The following is a 15,479-nucleotide window of genomic DNA, read 5'->3' on the forward strand; positions in this document are numbered from 1 at the left end:
TTCAGTCAGTAGGCCGACGAGCCCGCCTTCTCCACGCTCTTTTCGCCGACCTTGCCCCACAGCACAGTGTAGACCCAGGCGGTGTAGGCGAGGATCAGCGGTATGAAGATCGCCGTGGCGATGAGCATGTTGCGCAACGTGGCGCGGCTCGACGAGGTGTCGAAAACCGCGAGCGAATGACTGGGGTTGCTGCTCGACGGCAACAGGATCGGGAACATTGCCAGTCCCACCGTGGCGATGATGGTCACGACGCCGAGCTTCGAGGCAATGAAGGTCCAGCCTTCGAGCCGCGCCCGGAAGCCCACCGAGGCAAGCAGAGGCGCGACAACGCCGAGCGCGGGCACGATCCAGAGCAACGGATGGGCATGGAAGTTCGCCAGCCAGGCTCCGCCGTCCGCCACTACGGTCTTGATCAGCGGATTGGACGGGCCGTCCCAAACGATTGGCGACGTCACGCGGTAGCCGCCGAGCAGGCCGAGCCAGACCAGCACGCCGCCGCCGGCAAAGAGCGCCGCCGTGACGATTGCCGAGCGAGCGCCGACGGCGCGGGCGCGGTCGGCGACCGCGCCCTCAGCCTTGAAGGTCAGCCATGCCGCGCCATGCGTCACCAGCATGGCGAGCGAAGTGAGGCCGCAATAAAGCGCGAGCGGATTGAGCAGGCCGAAGAGGCTGCCTTCGTAGATAGGGCGCAGGTCCGGCGTGAAGTGGAACGGCACGCCCTGCAAGGTGTTGCCGACGGCGACGCCGAAGATCAGCGCCGGCACCGCGCTGCCCACGAAGAGCGCCCGGTCCCAGCCTGTGCGCCAGGCCGGGTCCGGCCGCTTCGAACGGTACTTGAAGGCCACAGGACGCATGATCAGCGCCAGAAGCACCAGGAACATCGCCAGGTAGAAGCCGGAGAAGCTCACCGCATAGAGCGCCGGCCATGCCGCGAAGATGGCGCCGCCGCCGAGGATGAACCATACCTGGTTGCCTTCCCAGACCGGGCCGATGGTGTTGATCGCCACGCGGCGCTCGGCGTCCGTCTTGGCGACGAAGGGCAGCAGCGCGCCGACACCCATGTCGAACCCGTCGGTCGCGGCGAAGCCGATCAGAAGCACGCCGAGCAGTATCCACCAGATCACGCGCAGCGTTTCATAGCTCAAGAGAAATTCGATCATCGTCGTGATCCTCTCACTCTGCCGGTTGCATTGCGGCACCCGGGCGCAGGTCGTCGATGACCTTGGCGACCTCGGGCCCCTTGCGGATGGCGGCCAGCATCAGCCTGACCTCGATGACGGCGAGCACGCCGTAGACGAGCGTGAAGCCGGCGATGGTGAGCAAGAGGTCGCTTACGCCAAGTTCCGACGTGGCGAGGAAGGTCGGCAGCACCCCGTCGATGATCCAGGGCTGGCGGCCGAACTCGGCCACGAACCAGCCGACCTCGATGGCGATCCAGGGCAGCGGCATGGCGATGAGCGCCGCGCGCAACAGCCAGCGTGGCGCCTCGGTCTCCCGCGTCGTGTGCCAAAGCGATATGGCGAACAGCGCCAGCAGCGCGAAGCCGCAGGCCACCATCAGGCGGAAGCCGAAGAAGAGCAGCGGCACGTAAGGCACCGTCGACCAGGCCGCGTCCTTGATCTGCTGTTCGCTCGCCTGCCTCGGATCGGGCAGGAAGCGCTTGAGCAGCAGCGCATAGCCGAGATCCTTGGAGCTGGCATCGAACACGGCGCGGGCTGCGGTGTCGTTGCGGTCGGCCTTGATCTTCTCCAGCGCGTCATAGGCGACGATGCCGTTGCGGATGCGGGCTTCGGCATGGGCGACGAGTTCGTCGATGCCGGCAATCGGCCTGTCGATCGAGCGCGTGCCGATGATGCCCATCACCCAGGGGATGCGGATGGCGAAATGCGTGTCGCGATCGCTCTGGCTCGGGATGCCGAACGCCGTGAACGATGCCGGCGCCGGCTCCGTCTCCCACATGGCCTCGATGGCGGCGAGCTTCATTTTCTGGTTGTCGGTGAGCGCGTAACCGCTCTCGTCGCCGAGCACGATGACCGACAGCGCCGATGCCAGGCCAAAGGCGGAGGCGATCACGAAAGAGCGCTTGGCGAGTTGGACATGGCGCCCCTTGAGCAGATACCAGGCCGACACGCCAAGCACGAAAGTGGCGGCGCAGACATAGCCGGCCGAAACGGTGTGGACAAATTTCGCCTGCGCCACCGGATTGAAGATCACCGCCATGAAGTCGGTGACCTCCATGCGCATCGTGTCCGGGTTGAAGGCGGAGCCGACCGGGTTCTGCATCCAGCCATTGGCGATCAGGATCCAAAGCGCGGAGAAGTTGGTGCCGAGCGCCATCAGCCAGGTCACGATCATGTGCGCGCGCGGCGAGAGCCGGTCCCAGCCGAAGAAGAACAGTCCGACGAAAGTGGCTTCAAGGAAAAAGGCCATCAGCCCCTCGATGGCCAAAGGCGCCCCGAACACGTCGCCGACATAGTGCGAGTAGTAGGCCCAGTTCATGCCGAACTGGAATTCCATGGTGATACCGGTAGCGACGCCCAGCGCGAAGTTTATGCCGAACAGCACGCCCCAGAACTTCGTCATGTCGCGCCAGATGGTGCGCCGGGTCATCACATAGACGGTTTCCATCATGGCGATCAGGATGGAGAGGCCCAGCGTGAGCGGAACGAACAGGAAATGGTAGAGGGCCGTCAGCGCGAACTGCAGTCGGGAAAGGTCTACGAGGAGAACGTCGGCCATGGAAGCATCCTTTCTGGGTACGCCTCATAACGCGGAGAGGATATACTCGGCTTGACATGGATCAATTCGTTTTGTCTCTCCGTGTGACAAAAGGAGTGCATGAAGATCGCCGCCGTTCCCGCACCGCCCTGTGATCCCGGCGTCTCGGCGCCCGCCAAATTCGAGGCGCTCTCCACCGCCGGGCGGCTGGCAAGACCCGGATTGCGCGGTCTTCTCGCCTTGCAGGCGGTCCGCGCGGTGCTGCGGCTTGGCTTCGCCGCCACGGCGGCGATGGCAGTCGGCCGGCTCGTGATGGACGAGGCGGTCGATCCATGGCTGATCGCCGCGGTGTTCGCGCTTCTTGCAGCCGCCTGCTTCGCCGGATTCGCCGCCGACAGCATGCAGGCATCCGCGGAAAACAACGTGTCGACGCGGCTGCGGACGCTGGCGGGCGAGCGACTGAGCGAAATGCCGGCACGCCAGCTGCAATCGCTCTCGATAGGCAACTTGGCCGTTTCGATGCAGCGCCATCCGGAATCGATCGCCGCGCTGCAGGTCGGCCACCGTGCCGCCACGGTCATGATGGCCGCCGGCCCATTGCTTTCGGCCATGGTGCTTTGCTTCGTCTCCTGGCAGGCCGCCCTGCTGGTCATCTGCCTGACGCCGGTGATGATCCTGTTCTTCGCGTTGATAGGCAATGCCATCCGCCGCCGCGCTGATGCCCAAGAACGCGCGTTCGGCCGGCTGGCCGGCCAGTTCGCCGACCGCGTCCGCACCTTGCCCACGATCCTCGCCAACCATGCGATGGCGGGCGAGGAGGCAAAGCTTGCCCGCCGCCTCGAAGCCTATGCGGACAATACGATGAGCGTGCTGCGCATCGCCTTCGCCAATGCCGGCATCATCGACTTCTTCGCCTCGCTCTCGATTGCGGTCCTCGCGGTCTTCCTTGGCCTCGGCCATCTGAAGCTTGCGACGATCCCGGGCTTCTCCAATCTCGAGCTCTGGCAAAGCCTGTTCATCCTGATGATCGCACCCGAATATTTCGCGCCTTTCCGGCGCTTTTCGGAGCAATACCACGCCAAGGCGGAGGGACAGGCGGCCGCCGCCGCGCTGGACCGGCTGCTGGACGCCGAGCCGGTCGCGGCGAAGGCCTTGCCAGTGCTCGACCGGTTGCGCCTGACGCTGCCCGCGCATGGCCTCGTCGCCATCGTCGGCCCTAGCGGATCAGGCAAATCGACCCTGCTGCGCCGTCTCGCCGGGCTCGAACCCGGCGCAATGCCGACGCCGGAAACCCATTCCCCGGCCACTGAAGAGATCGCCTGGGTTTCAACGGACGCTTATGTACCCGAAGGATCGCCGGCCGAAGCCATTTCGTGGAACGCCGGTGCGGTGGACCGGAGCCGGCTGGACGACGTCGCCGGCGCCATCGGCCTGCTTGACGATACGCTGCTGCCAGGCGGCCTCGATGCCAGGCTGGACAAGGGCGGCGCCAACCTTTCCGGGGGCCAGCGGCTGCGCATCGCGGTCGCCCGGGCGTTGCTTTGCGGGCGAGCCGTGCTGGCCGACGAGCCGACGGCAAAGCTGGACCGCGATACAGCCGAGGCCGTGCGGCGCATGCTGCTCGAAATTTCAACGACGCGGCTGGTCGTTGTGGCGACACATGATCGGGACCTCGCCGCTGCCGCCGACATCGTCGTCGATCTCGTTCGCGGTAACACGATCGAGGCGGCGGCGTGAGCGCGGCATTTCAGCCATCGAGCCGGAAGTCGTGGCGGCTGGCGACGGGCTTCGCCTTCGCCGCGTTGGCCTGCGCCACATTGCTGAGCGGCGTTTCCGCCTGGTTGCTGGGATCGGTGGCGATCGCCGGTCTTTCCGCCGCCGCCTTTACCTTCAACTTCCACATTCCGGCGGCTTTCATCCGGCTGTTCGCGATCGGCCGCACCGCGGCCCGCTATGGCGAACGCCTGACCGGCCACAAGGCGGCGCTTGCCGATCAGGTATCGCGTCGCGTCGGGCTCTTCGCTGCCATGGCGGCGGCGCCGGCGGTTCGCCGGGCGGGATGGCAGTTGGGCGACGACGCGCGCCTTGCCGACTATCTCGACGACGTCGAGGACCTCGACTATGCCAGGCTGCGCGCCGGGTTGCCGGCGCTGACGCTCGCCTGCGGCCTGGCGGTCCTGATCGTGGGCTCAGCGGCGCTGGCGCCCTTGTCTCTCCTGCCGATCGCCCTTTTGCTGCTTGCCATCCTGTTTACGGGGAACCGGGTGGCCAAGGCTGGCGCCGCGGCGTGGGGGCGGGCCAGATCGCTGCGTCGCGAAGGCGCAAGCCGGCTTGGCGCGGCCATGGCGTCGGCCGTCCCGCTCAAGGCCGAGCGCGCCTGGAGCCACGAATGCGCCGAGGCGCTTGCTGCGCTCTCCGGCGCCGACGGCGAATTGCTTGCGCTCCGGCGGCTCCAAGCCCAGCTGGACATGATCGGCGCGGCCTTCGGCCCGGTCGCGGGCATCAGCGTCATGGCCGCCGCCTGGCATGCGGGGCGGCTAGGTTCGGAACTTCTCCCGGCCATTCTGCTTGCCTTCTCCTGGCTGGCGCTGGGCGAAGCGGTGAACGGCGCATCGCGCATGCTTGTGGCCGTGCTGCGCCGCAATGCGGCGCGGGCGGAGGTCGATCAATGGACGCGAGGCGCTTCGGACGACAGGCACGTGCCCGCGCCTCGGCCGCTCGAGCCGCGCATGCTGCTCCATGGCGGGCTGCAGCGCCGCGCGCCTGATGGGCGGCCCATCGGACCGCTGCTCGCGCTGCTCCTCGAAAAGGGCCGGCCGACGATGCTTGTCGGGGCAAGCGGCTCGGGCAAGACCAGCCTGCTCAAGCAGATCGCCGGCTGGATCGGCGAGGATGGTTTTGCCGCGGGCGACCGCATCCTGTCGGCAGCTGAGCGGCAGGCGCTCGCCGCGCTCGTCCTGCATGACGCGGTCATCCTTGAGGACACCGTCCGCGCCAACCTCTTCGCCGGCGATGTTCCGGACGCCGCGCTCTGGCGCGCGCTGGAAGCCGTCGAGATGGACGGCCGCATTCGCGAGGCCGGTGGGCTGGATGCCTGGATCAGGCAGGACAGCTTCTCGCTTGGCGAGGTTCAGCGCATCAATCTCGCGCGCGCCTGGCTGTCGTCCCGGCCGCTTATGCTGCTTGACGAGCCGACCGAGCACCTCGACGACGAGCAGGGCCAGCGCATCCTTGAGCGTCTGCTCGCCCACCTCGATGACCGGATCGTCGTCGTCTCGACCCATCGCGCGCCGCCGCGCGACGCCCGCACCATCGAGCTGCAACCGTAATCACGCCGCTGAGCTGTCCTGCTCCGCGGCATTGGGATCGCCCGGCGCCGTCGCCCAGGCGAGCTCGACAAGCGTCACGGTGCGCCGCCCAGTGCCGTCGACCTGGCAGACGATGAGCCCCTGCTCCTCGATATAGTCGAGCAGCCGGCGCGCCCGACGCAGCGAATGCGAGCCATACGCGCGGGCGATTGCCGCGTCGCTGGGACAGGGCCAGCCCTCCTTGGCAGCGCGGGCGATCATCATGAACACGCCCTGCATGTCCTCGGGCAACAGCGATGCGCGCACCGAGACGTCCCGCCACGCATCATCCTCGGCCATGTCGGAGCCGACACCGGCGCGGGCCCGTGTCAGCATGCGGCGGAATTCCGAAAGGTCGGGCACCACCGAGGCGAGCCCTTCGATGCGGCAGCGGACCACGAACTCCTGGTAGAGCACGCCGATGACGCGGAAGCCCGCATCCGGCTCGGCCAGGATAGCGCGCAGGATGCGGTCCATCCGCTCGCGCCGCTCGGCGAGGTCCTCGGCGCTGGGCTGCGGCTCCGCCGGTTCGGGGCGGATGTCCAGCGGCGCGGCCTTGGCCGCCATCAGCTGGTCGAGCAAGTCCGGCGAAGGCCGGCGTTGCGGCCTGACCGTCTCAGGCGGTGGCGCGGCAAGAATGATCGAGCGCGCATCTTCCAGCGTCGCTTCCGGCAGCGGCATCAGCCGCGGCGTGCCGTTGCGCGGGCTAGTTTCGGTCTGGCCGATGCGCACACTGAGCGGACGGCGCGACAAGGCGGGCCCAAGCGCCATGAAATGGCCGCGCTCCAGGTCGCGAAAAGCCTCGGCCTGGCGTCGCTCCATGCCGAGCAGATCGGCCGCGCGCGCCATGTCGATGTCGAGGAAGGTGCGGCCCATCAGGAAGTTGGAGGCCTCCGCAGCGACATTCTTGGCGAGCTTCGCCAGTCGCTGCGTGGCGATGATGCCGGCAAGCCCGCGCTTGCGGCCGCGGCACATCAGATTGGTCATGGCGCCGAGCGACAACTTGCGCGCCTCGTCCGAGACCTCGCCCGCCGCGGCGGGCGCGAAGAGCTGCGCCTCGTCGACCACCACCAGCATCGGGTACCAATGGTCGCGCGCGACCTCGAACAAGCCGCCGAGGAAGGCGGCGGCGCGCCGCATCTGGTTCTCGGCATCGAGCCCTTCGAGGTTGAGCACGGTCGAGACGCGGTGGATGCGCGCCCGCTCGCCGGCCGCCTGCAGGCCGCGCTCGGTATGCTCCTCCGCGTCGATCACCAGATGGCCAAAGCGTTCGCCCAGCGACACGAAGTCGCCTTCGGGGTCGATGATGGTCTGCTGCACCCAAGGCGCGCTCTGTTCGAGCAGGCGGCGCAGCAGATGCGACTTGCCGGAGCCCGAATTGCCCTGCACCAGCAGGCGGGTCGCCAGCAATTCCTCAAGGTCGAGGGCCGCTGGCGCGCCTGCCGTGGTCTGCCCCATCTCGATTGCAACGGTCATGTCTCGATTCGGATCGTCTCCCTGCGCGCCACGGGCTTACCAACCGCAGGGCTATGCGTCGAGCATGGGTTATGGTTCTCGGTGCAGTGTTCCACATCTATGGGCGAGCGTCAGCTCGTCCCTATGGGCGGACGTCAGCTCGTCCCTACCGGACATGGCGGTAGGCTGTCGCCAGTCACTCTGGTCGGACCACCATTTCGCTGGCGCAATCCCACCATTGGCGTATCATCCTTTCGGGGAGGGTTCATGGCAGGAGGAGGCCAATGAACGTCGCTTCTGAGGTGCCCGTCATGGATCCGACGGTGCAAGATCTTGTAACGTCTGCCCTTTCGAAATTCCGCGCCGGCGACACCGTCTCGACGCGCGCCATGCTCGACGCCATCCGCCAATCGGACCCCGCCTGCGGAGACAGCGACGACCATCTGGTCGAACTGATCGTCATGGCCGCCGTTGGTAAGACCATGGGCGTCGTGTTCGACCACCGCTCGCCCGATGAGCGGTTGCCACGGCTCGCGTAGCGAGCCCGTCGACTGAAGCCCCCTAACGTCGTCATCCCACGGGCGAAGCAAGGAGCGGTTTAGCCAACGCAGTCGCCGCCCGATAAGCCTAGCTTCCCAGCGGATGCGGCATGTAACCGACAAAGCCTGCGATCTTCCAGCGGCCGGCGACCTTGCGGCAGAAATAGAGCGTCTGCCATTTGAGCCGGTCGACGCCGCCATCGGCCTTGGCGACCGAGCCGTCGAACTTCTTGTGCAGCACCGCGCGGTCGCCGTCGACATCGATGTCACGCATGTTGGTGACGCGGAACAGCGCCTCGCGCAGCGGCTCGGCGAATTTCGTCGCCGCGGTTTCCTTGGCCTGGCGCAGCCATTCGTCGCGATAGATTTCGAGCCTTGGGAACTGCAGCCGCCAGGCATCGGCATTGGCGAGGAAATGCGCATGCATGCCGAAGAAGCTCTCGGCGATGAAATCGTCCTCGACCATCGACCAGTCCTGTCCCAGGAACGCATCGATGTCGCGCCGCACCAGCATTTCCCACAGCGCGTGACGGTCGGCATCGCCTTCCGGGAACGGGTTCTTGTCGAAGGTCATGCTGGATCCTCCCTCTCTTTTCGCGCCCGATCGCACGGCGTCGAGCGCAAGATGCTCAGGCTTCTGTAATAAAGCAACATGGATTTCGAAAAAATGTTGCTTTCCGACATTGGCTCTATGAGGATCGTGCCGACAAGCGTAGACGGCTATGGGAACGGTTCCGTTCAATCGCCAAGAGGAGGCTCACTTGCCCAAGCAATGCTTTGGAAAATCCCACGTTCCGCTCTCGCCCGCCGTGCGCGCCGGCGATTTCGTCTATATTTCCGGCCAGGTGCCGGTGGGCAGCGATGGGCTCGTGGTGAAGGGCGGCATCGCCGAGCAGACCGAGCAGGTGCTGCAGAACGTCAAGGCGGCGCTGGCGCTCGCCGGCTGCACCATGGACGATGTGGTGAAGACCACCGTCTGGCTGGAGGATGCGCGCGACTTCGGCACCTTCAACACCGTCTATGCGAAGCATTTCCCGAAGGATCCGCCGGCGCGGACCACGGTCGAGTCCCGTCTGATGATCGACATCAAGATCGAGGTCGAGGCGGTCGCCTACCGGCCGGTCTGATCGCCCGGTCGGATCGCTTGGAGCAATTCCAGGAAAAGTGCTTAGCGGTTTTCCGTCCGGAATTGCGTGAAACAAACAAAGAGAGGGCACCGATGCAGTTCGATCTCCTGATCAAGGGCGGGCGCGTCATCGATCCCGCATCGGGCCTGGACGCGCAGCGCGACGTCGCCATCGCCGATGGGCGCGTCGCCGCGATCGACGCCGCCATTGACGCCGAACATGCCACGCAGGTGGTCGATGCCAGGGACTGCATCGTCACGCCTGGCCTTATCGACCTGCACAGCCACGTCTATTGGGGCGGAACCTCGCTCGGCGTCGATGCCGACCGGCTCGCCGCCAAGTGCGGCACCACCACCTTCATCGACGCCGGCAGCGCCGGCGCCGGCAATTTCCTGGGCTTTCGCCGCCATGTCATCGAGCGCTCGAAGGTCCGCATCCTGGCTTACGTCAACATTTCCTTCGCCGGCATTTTCGGCTTCGCCAAGACCGTATCCGTCGGCGAATGCAGCGACCTCAGGCTTTGCGAGCCGCGTGAGACGGTTGCCGCGGTGCGCGAGCACGCCGATGTCGTCGTCGGCGTGAAAGTCCGCTCCGGCAAGCATGCCGGCGGCACGAGCGGCATCGCGCCGGTCGACCTCGCGCTCGAAGCCGCCGACAAGGCCGGCCTGCCGCTGATGGCGCATATCGACGAGCCGCCGCCCGGCCGCTCGGAAGTGCTGCCCAGGCTGCGGCGCGGCGACATCCTCACCCACTGCTTCCGGCCGTTCCCCAACGCGCCGGTCTTTGCGTCGGGCGCGGTACGGCCGGACATGCGGCTGGCGCGCGAGCGCGGCGTCATCTTCGACATCGGCCACGGCATGGGCTCCTTCGACTTCGAGGTGGCGAAGACCATGCTCGCCGAGGGCCTCGCGCCCGACGTCATCTCGAGCGACGTGCATCTCTACTGCGTCGACGGCCCGGCCTTCGACATCCTGGTCTGCATGTCGAAGCTCATGGGGCTCGGCATGCCGCTGATCGAGGTGCTGCGCGCCGCGACGACGAACCCCGCGCGGGCGATCGCCCGGCCCGAGCTCGGCGCGCTGAAGGTCGGCGGCATCGGCGATGTCGCGGTGCTGCGGCTTCAGCCGGGCCGCTTCACCTTCGTCGACGCCGTCGGGGCGTCACTGGTCGCGGATCGGCGACTGGTCTCCAACGGCATCGTCATCGGCGGCAAGTGGTGGCCGAACGAAGCGCTCGACCACAATGAGACAGAGCGTTTCGAAGCGCATGCGCATCATACGCATGTCGATGTGGCGGCCAGGCATTTTGGACGGGGCTGATCTCCCCCCCTCGAGGGCAGATGTCGCCTAAGGCGACAGAGGGGGGTCGCCTCGCGTGAAGCGCCAACGCCGTCCGCGACAACAGAGGGTGTCGGCGTTCTATGTGAGACGACCCCCTCTGCCCTGCCGGGCATCTCCCCCTCAAGGGGGGAGATCGAACGTCACTGCCTCGCGTTGCTCGGCTCGCCATAAACCGGCGTGGCAATGCCCTCCATGCGCGCCTTGAGCTGCAGCGCCACATATTTCGAGTAGAACCGCGACAGCGCCAGGTTGCCGCCATGGAACCATAGCGCTTCCTGCGCCGTCGGCTTCCACATGTTGCGCAATTCGCCCTGCCAGGGACCGGGATCGCCCTTTACGCCGGAGCCAAGGCCCCAGCACGGGCCAACCTTGTCGGCAACCTCGCGCGAGACGATTGCCGCCACCGTCTCGTTCATCGACTGGTAGCCGGTGCAGCAGACGATCGCATCGACTTCCAATTCGCTGCCGTCCTCGAACAGGATGCCGTCCGGCGTCAGCGACTTGATGCCGACACCGCTCTTCACCTTGATCTCGCCGTTCAGGATCAGCTCGCAGGCGCCGACATCGATGTAATAGCCGGAGCCTGTCCGGTAGGCCTTCATCAACAGCCCTGTCTCGTCCTCGCCGAAATCGATGGCGAAGCCGCTGTCGCTGAGGCGCCGGTAGTAATCCGCGTCGCGCGCCCGGATGACGTCGTAGAGCGCGCGCTGGCCCTTCGGCACCAGCGCGAACGGTGTCGAGGCGACGATCATGTCAGCCTTGTCGGTGGTGATGCCGCGCGCCAGCGCCTTTTCGGAGAAGATCTCGAAGCCGACGTCCATCAGCGTATCGGACTTCACCACGGTCGTCGGCGAGCGCTGGACCATGGTGACCTTGGCGCCCGCTTCCCACAGATCGACGCTGACATCGTGACCCGAGCTTGCAGCACCGATCACCGCGACGCGCTTGCCGCGGAACTTCTCGCCGGTGGAATACTGGCTGGAATGCAGAAGCTCGCCCTTGAAGCTCTCGGCGCCAGGCAATTCGATCTGCCGCGGCGGCCCATAGGCGCCAGTGGCGAAGACGATGTGCTTCGGCTTCAGCGTGATGCGCTGTCCGACGCGGTCGACCACCACGGTCCAGACCTTTTCGGTCTCGTCATAGGCGGCGCTGATGCATCCGGTGGCAACCCAATAGTTCAGCTCCATGACGCGGGTATACATTTCCAGCCAGTCGCCCATCTTGTCCTTGGGCGTGAAGACCGGCCAGTTTTCCGGGAACGGGACATAGGGCAGATGGTCGTACCAGACCGGGTCGTGTAGCACGAGCGAGCGATAGCGGTTGCGCCAGGAATCGCCGGCGCGCGCGTTCTTCTCGATGACGAGGGTGGGGACGCCGAGCTGCCGCAGCCGGGCGCCCAGCATGATGCCGCCCTGCCCGCCGCCGATCACCAGGCAATAGGGCTGCTCATGCACGCCGAGGTCGCGCGCCTCGCGTGCCCTTGCCTCCGCCCAGGTCTCGCGCTTGGGATCGGCCTTGTGGCGGATGCCGAGCGGCCGCGCCGGGCCTTTCCGCTCCTCGAAACCCTTAAGCTCGCTCATCGCGGTGAACAGCGTGCGGCAGCGGCCGTCCTTGAGCCGCAGGATCCCCTCGCCCCGCGCCACCGCCGTTTCGAACGTGAACCAGGCTTCGATGATGCCGTCGTCGACGCTCGCCTCGCCGGACAGCCGCCACTGCGATGGCTTAACCGACGCCAGCGTCGCCTTCAGCATGTCGCGGATCGCGGCTTGTCCTTCCATGGTCTTGATGTTCCAGGTGAAGGTCAAAAGATCGCGCCAGTAGCAGTCCTCCGCGAAAAGGCCGGTCGCCGCCTCGATATCGCCGGCCTCCAAGGCCCGGCCGAAAGCGCCGAGCCAAGTTGCCGCCTGTTGCGATGGTGCGATGTCGAGCATTCTTCTTCGTTCCCTTCTTCAGTTCAAATTCCTTGGCAGCGGCGCCTTCCCCTTCTCCCCCTGTGGGAGAAGGAATAGTCGCTAATCCCCCAACGGCTCCATCTCTTTTCCCGTCCGATGGATCTGGGCATTGTACTTGACGCGGCGCACGGTCTCGCGCGCAGGGCCGTCGATCTTGTAAGCGGTCGCCACCGCGAGTAGATCGATCGCCGCGAGGAAGGCGTAGCGCGACGCGGTCGGCTTCAGCGTGTCGGGATATTCGGGCACGGCAACCGTCAGCCGCACGTCGCAGACCCGAGTCAACTCGGTGTCCGGCGCCGTCACGCAGATCGCGTTGGCGCGGTAATGCTTGGCGAGCTCCACCGCTTCGATCACTTCCCGGGTACGGCCGGTCGCCGAGATCGCGATCACCAGATCGCCCGGCTTCAGCGTCGAGGCGGTCATGCGCATCAGGTAGGGATCGCACTGCGCGCTGATGGTGATGCCGTAGCGGAACAGCCGGTATTGCGTCTCCTGCGCCAGCGCCGATGAGCTGCCGCCGAGGCCGAACACCGTCACCTGCCGCGCCTTGGCGATCAGCTCCGCCGCCTTCTGCAGCTGTCCCGGATCAATCTGCCGTTCGGCCTCCTGCAGCGCGCGCCGCGCCTCGCCGAACACGGCGTTCCAGAAAGGCATGCCGCTGTCGCTATTCGCGGGTTGCGGCTTGGTGGCGAGATAGAGCGCGCCGACGACCAGGCTCTGCGCCAGCTTCAGCTTGAAATCGCGCACGCCGTCGCAGCCGATGGCGCGGCAGAAGCGGGTGACCGTCGGCTCGCTGACCCCCGCGCGCTGCGCAAGCGCGGCGTTGGAAGCGTCGACCGCATATTTGACGTCGTCGAGCACGACGTCGGCGACGCGGCGCTCGGCCGGCCGCAGCTCCGCATAGCTGTCTTTCACCTGCGAGATGATATCGGGAATGCGCCTGACATGGTCGTGGCGGTCGTCGTCCTCGTCCACAGTTCGCACCGCCTGGCTGTCAGCTTCGGTCATTGGCCAGTCCTCCCCAGCCCGCTTCGGGACCTATCATCTTCGCGATTATCCGCCCGCTGGCCATAGGCAATCAACCGAGGTGAGTATGTAGGAAAGTAACACACATCGCAAGGCGTCATAAAAGAACGAAAAATCAGACGCTTAGATAAGGACTGATTGAAGCTGATTGCCTTCGCTCTTCGTCGCCGCTTGACAGTAAAGTAGGATAGTTACAGACTGATTTTGCGGACAGATGAGGCCTTCGGCAACTCATCGCGCAGTCTCCGAGGGGGAGCATGAGTACGGCAAGCGCAAGAACGCCGAAGCTCGGCGTGCAGGCAGCGACGAAGGTCTATCAAACGGCCTCAGGCGATCTTCTGGCGCTCGATCGCTGCAGCCTCGATGTGCAATCCAATGAGATCGTTTCGATCGTCGGCCCCTCGGGCTGCGGCAAGACCACGCTGTTGTGGTCGATGTCCGGCCTGCATCGGCTGACAGCCGGCTCCATCCTGCTCGATGGCAAGGAGATCACCGGACCGCGGCCCGAGATCGGCATCGTCTTCCAGGAAGCGAACCTTTTGCCCTGGCGCAATCTCGACGCCAACATCAACTTCCCCTTCGAGATCAAGGGCGAGAAGCCCGATCGCGCCTGGATCGCGCACCTGTTGAACCGCGTTGGGCTCGACGGCTTCGGCGGCAAGTTCCCGCGCGAGCTTTCCGGCGGCATGCAGCAGCGCGCCGCGATCGTGCGTGCGCTGGCACTGAAACCCTCGGTGCTGCTGATGGACGAGCCCTTCGGTGCGCTCGACAGCTTCACCCGCGAGGAGATGAATCGCCTCGTCGAGGAGATCTGGCTCGACACCAAGACCACCATCGTCTTCATCACCCACAGCATCGAGGAGGCGATCTTCCTCTCCGACCGCGTTGTGGTGCTGACCACGCGGCCGGGCCGCGTCGCCAAGGTCTACGACGTGCCGTTCCCGCGCCCGCGTTCGCTGGAGATCATGGCGACGAAAGAGGTCTTCGACCTCACCAACAAGATCAAGATGGACATTGTCGGCGAGCGCGTGCGGCCAAAGACGCCGGAACGGCCATCGGCCGAAATCGTGAGGATCAGGCCGTGAGCGGAGGCGACGCCATTCCGGAATTCTCCAAGGCCAAATCGGCAGATGGGCAGGACGTCAGCCTGACCAATCTTTCGGCCTTCGCCAGCGGTCCCGGCATCAAATCCGGCGCCGAGGTGGCGGCGATCCTCGCCGTCGCCGTGGTGATCATCGGCGGCATCGAGCTGGCGCTGCGCATCTTCCACGTGCCGCAATACATCATGCCGCCGCCAAGCTCGATCGTTTACGCTTTATTCGACGAGTTCCCGCTGATCGCGCCGCATCTCGGCTACACGCTGGTCGAGCTTGTCTCGGGCTTCGCCATCGGCGCCGTCGTCGGCCTGGTCATGGCGGCCGTGATCACCCAGTTTCCCTTCGCCGAAAAGATCGTCGCGCCCTATATCCTGATACTCGTCACCACGCCGATGCTGGCGCTGGTGCCGCTGCTGATCCTGCGCTTCGGCTTCGGCTACACGCCGCGCATCATCGCAGTGGCCTTGGCCGCAGGTCCGATGGTGATGATCAACGCCGCAACCGGCTTTCGCCGCGTCGACAGCGCCAAGATCGCCTTAGCCCGGTCGTATGGCGCCAGCACACTGCAGATCTTCTGGAAGATCCGCGCGCCGATGGCGCTGCCGATGATCTTGGTCGGCCTGATGATCGGCGCGATCTTCGGCCTGCTCACCGCCGTCGGCGCCGAGATGGTTGGCGGCGGCTTCGGGCTCGGCAACCGGCTCACCTCCTATTCGTCGATGATCCAGATGCCGCAATTCTTCGCGGTGGTGCTGATCCTGTCGACGCTCGGCATCCTGATCTACGTGCTGTTCTTCCTGATCGGCAAGAAATGGGCGAACTGGGAGACATAAGCGCGAAAGGACGAGGTTGCCCGGGAGGCGGGCAAAGGCAAGGCA

General features: G+C 65.8%; 13 protein-coding genes. 7 read left to right on the forward strand and 6 right to left on the reverse strand.

Going from position 1 to position 15,479, the window contains the following annotated elements; all coding sequences use genetic code 11:
- Positions 1 to 5 precede the first annotated feature (5 nt).
- Together cydB and RFM41_RS02415 are read right to left on the reverse strand one after the other, a co-directional pair.
- Positions 6 to 1,160, reverse strand: coding sequence for a cytochrome d ubiquinol oxidase subunit II (gene cydB / locus RFM41_RS02410; protein ID WP_320245952.1), 1,155 nt, complete (start codon positions 1,158 to 1,160; stop codon positions 6 to 8).
- Between the two features lie 13 nt (positions 1,161 to 1,173).
- Positions 1,174 to 2,739 carry a cytochrome ubiquinol oxidase subunit I gene (locus RFM41_RS02415; RefSeq protein ID WP_320245954.1) on the reverse strand — a complete coding sequence of 522 codons (1,566 nt, stop codon included), beginning with the start codon at positions 2,737 to 2,739 and terminating at the stop codon, positions 1,174 to 1,176.
- Between the two features lie 99 nt (positions 2,740 to 2,838).
- Between RFM41_RS02415 and RFM41_RS02420 the strand changes: the two genes are divergently transcribed.
- Together RFM41_RS02420 and RFM41_RS02425 are read left to right on the forward strand one after the other, a co-directional pair.
- Positions 2,839 to 4,455: an ATP-binding cassette domain-containing protein gene (locus tag RFM41_RS02420; protein WP_320245955.1), complete on the forward strand. Its 1,617-nt coding sequence runs from the start codon at positions 2,839 to 2,841 to the stop codon at positions 4,453 to 4,455.
- The gene (locus tag RFM41_RS02425; RefSeq protein WP_320245957.1) at positions 4,452 to 6,047 is read left to right on the forward strand and encodes an ATP-binding cassette domain-containing protein; all 1,596 of its coding nucleotides are present in this window, start codon (positions 4,452 to 4,454) and stop codon (positions 6,045 to 6,047) included. Before RFM41_RS02420 ends, RFM41_RS02425 begins: the two co-directional genes overlap by 4 nt.
- On the opposite strand, the gene RFM41_RS02430 is transcribed toward RFM41_RS02425, so the two are convergent.
- Entirely contained in the window at positions 6,048 to 7,541 is a 1,494-nt protein-coding gene (locus RFM41_RS02430; RefSeq protein WP_320245958.1) for a helicase HerA domain-containing protein, read from the reverse strand. It lies immediately after the preceding gene.
- A 263-nt stretch (positions 7,542 to 7,804) separates the two neighbouring features.
- Between RFM41_RS02430 and RFM41_RS02435 the strand changes: the two genes are divergently transcribed.
- A complete protein-coding gene (locus RFM41_RS02435) occupies positions 7,805 to 8,059 on the forward strand; it encodes a hypothetical protein (RefSeq protein ID WP_320245959.1) in 255 nt (84 codons plus the stop codon).
- A gap of 88 nt (positions 8,060 to 8,147) precedes the next feature.
- Here the strand turns inward: RFM41_RS02435 and RFM41_RS02440 are convergent, their stop codons facing one another.
- Positions 8,148 to 8,633: a hypothetical protein gene (locus RFM41_RS02440; RefSeq protein ID WP_320245960.1), complete on the reverse strand. Its 486-nt coding sequence runs from the start codon at positions 8,631 to 8,633 to the stop codon at positions 8,148 to 8,150.
- Positions 8,634 to 8,781: 148 nt separating this feature from the next.
- Here RFM41_RS02440 and RFM41_RS02445 point away from each other — a divergent pair, with 148 nt between their 5' ends.
- The gene (locus RFM41_RS02445) at positions 8,782 to 9,186 is read left to right on the forward strand and encodes a RidA family protein (RefSeq protein WP_320245961.1); all 405 of its coding nucleotides are present in this window, start codon (positions 8,782 to 8,784) and stop codon (positions 9,184 to 9,186) included.
- Positions 9,187 to 9,278: 92 nt separating this feature from the next.
- Complete coding sequence (locus tag RFM41_RS02450; RefSeq protein WP_320245962.1) at positions 9,279 to 10,505, forward strand: amidohydrolase/deacetylase family metallohydrolase; 1,227 nt, start codon at positions 9,279 to 9,281, stop codon at positions 10,503 to 10,505.
- Between the two features lie 161 nt (positions 10,506 to 10,666).
- Here RFM41_RS02450 and RFM41_RS02455 read toward each other — a convergent pair whose 3' ends face one another.
- Positions 10,667 to 12,457 (reverse strand): NAD(P)-binding domain-containing protein, encoded by a 1,791-nt coding sequence (locus RFM41_RS02455; protein WP_320245963.1) that lies wholly within the window; start codon positions 12,455 to 12,457, stop codon positions 10,667 to 10,669.
- A gap of 81 nt (positions 12,458 to 12,538) precedes the next feature.
- Entirely contained in the window at positions 12,539 to 13,486 is a 948-nt protein-coding gene (locus tag RFM41_RS02460) for a MurR/RpiR family transcriptional regulator (RefSeq protein WP_320245964.1), read from the reverse strand.
- A gap of 275 nt (positions 13,487 to 13,761) precedes the next feature.
- On the opposite strand from RFM41_RS02460, the gene RFM41_RS02465 reads away from it, so the two are divergent.
- Both RFM41_RS02465 and RFM41_RS02470 read left to right on the forward strand, forming a co-directional pair.
- Entirely contained in the window at positions 13,762 to 14,589 is an 828-nt protein-coding gene (locus RFM41_RS02465; protein WP_320245965.1) for an ABC transporter ATP-binding protein, read from the forward strand.
- Positions 14,586 to 15,434 carry an ABC transporter permease gene (locus tag RFM41_RS02470; protein ID WP_320245966.1) on the forward strand — a complete coding sequence of 283 codons (849 nt, stop codon included), beginning with the start codon at positions 14,586 to 14,588 and terminating at the stop codon, positions 15,432 to 15,434. The genes RFM41_RS02465 and RFM41_RS02470 overlap by 4 nt, the downstream gene beginning before the upstream one ends.
- The last annotated feature ends 45 nt before the right edge of the window (positions 15,435 to 15,479 follow it).

It is taken from the genome of Mesorhizobium vachelliae, from assembly GCF_033977325.1.
Classification (GTDB): Bacteria; Pseudomonadota; Alphaproteobacteria; order Rhizobiales; family Rhizobiaceae; genus Mesorhizobium; species Mesorhizobium vachelliae.

Bases quoted from the DNA above. Each gene is read 5' to 3' on its own strand.
- cydB (WP_320245952.1), bottom strand. From the start codon at position 1,160: ATGATCGAATTTCTCTTGAGCTATGAAACGCTGCGCGTGATCTGGTGG.
- RFM41_RS02415 (WP_320245954.1), bottom strand. From the start codon at position 2,739: ATGGCCGACGTTCTCCTCGTAGACCTTTCCCGACTGCAGTTCGCGCTG.
- RFM41_RS02420 (WP_320245955.1), top strand. From the start codon at position 2,839: ATGAAGATCGCCGCCGTTCCCGCACCGCCCTGTGATCCCGGCGTCTCG.
- RFM41_RS02430 (WP_320245958.1), bottom strand. From the start codon at position 7,541: ATGACCGTTGCAATCGAGATGGGGCAGACCACGGCAGGCGCGCCAGCG.
- RFM41_RS02435 (WP_320245959.1), top strand. From the start codon at position 7,805: ATGAACGTCGCTTCTGAGGTGCCCGTCATGGATCCGACGGTGCAAGAT.
- RFM41_RS02440 (WP_320245960.1), bottom strand. From the start codon at position 8,633: ATGACCTTCGACAAGAACCCGTTCCCGGAAGGCGATGCCGACCGTCAC.
- RFM41_RS02445 (WP_320245961.1), top strand. From the start codon at position 8,782: ATGGGAACGGTTCCGTTCAATCGCCAAGAGGAGGCTCACTTGCCCAAG.
- RFM41_RS02450 (WP_320245962.1), top strand. From the start codon at position 9,279: ATGCAGTTCGATCTCCTGATCAAGGGCGGGCGCGTCATCGATCCCGCA.
- RFM41_RS02455 (WP_320245963.1), bottom strand. From the start codon at position 12,457: ATGCTCGACATCGCACCATCGCAACAGGCGGCAACTTGGCTCGGCGCT.
- RFM41_RS02460 (WP_320245964.1), bottom strand. From the start codon at position 13,486: ATGACCGAAGCTGACAGCCAGGCGGTGCGAACTGTGGACGAGGACGAC.
- RFM41_RS02465 (WP_320245965.1), top strand. From the start codon at position 13,762: ATGAGTACGGCAAGCGCAAGAACGCCGAAGCTCGGCGTGCAGGCAGCG.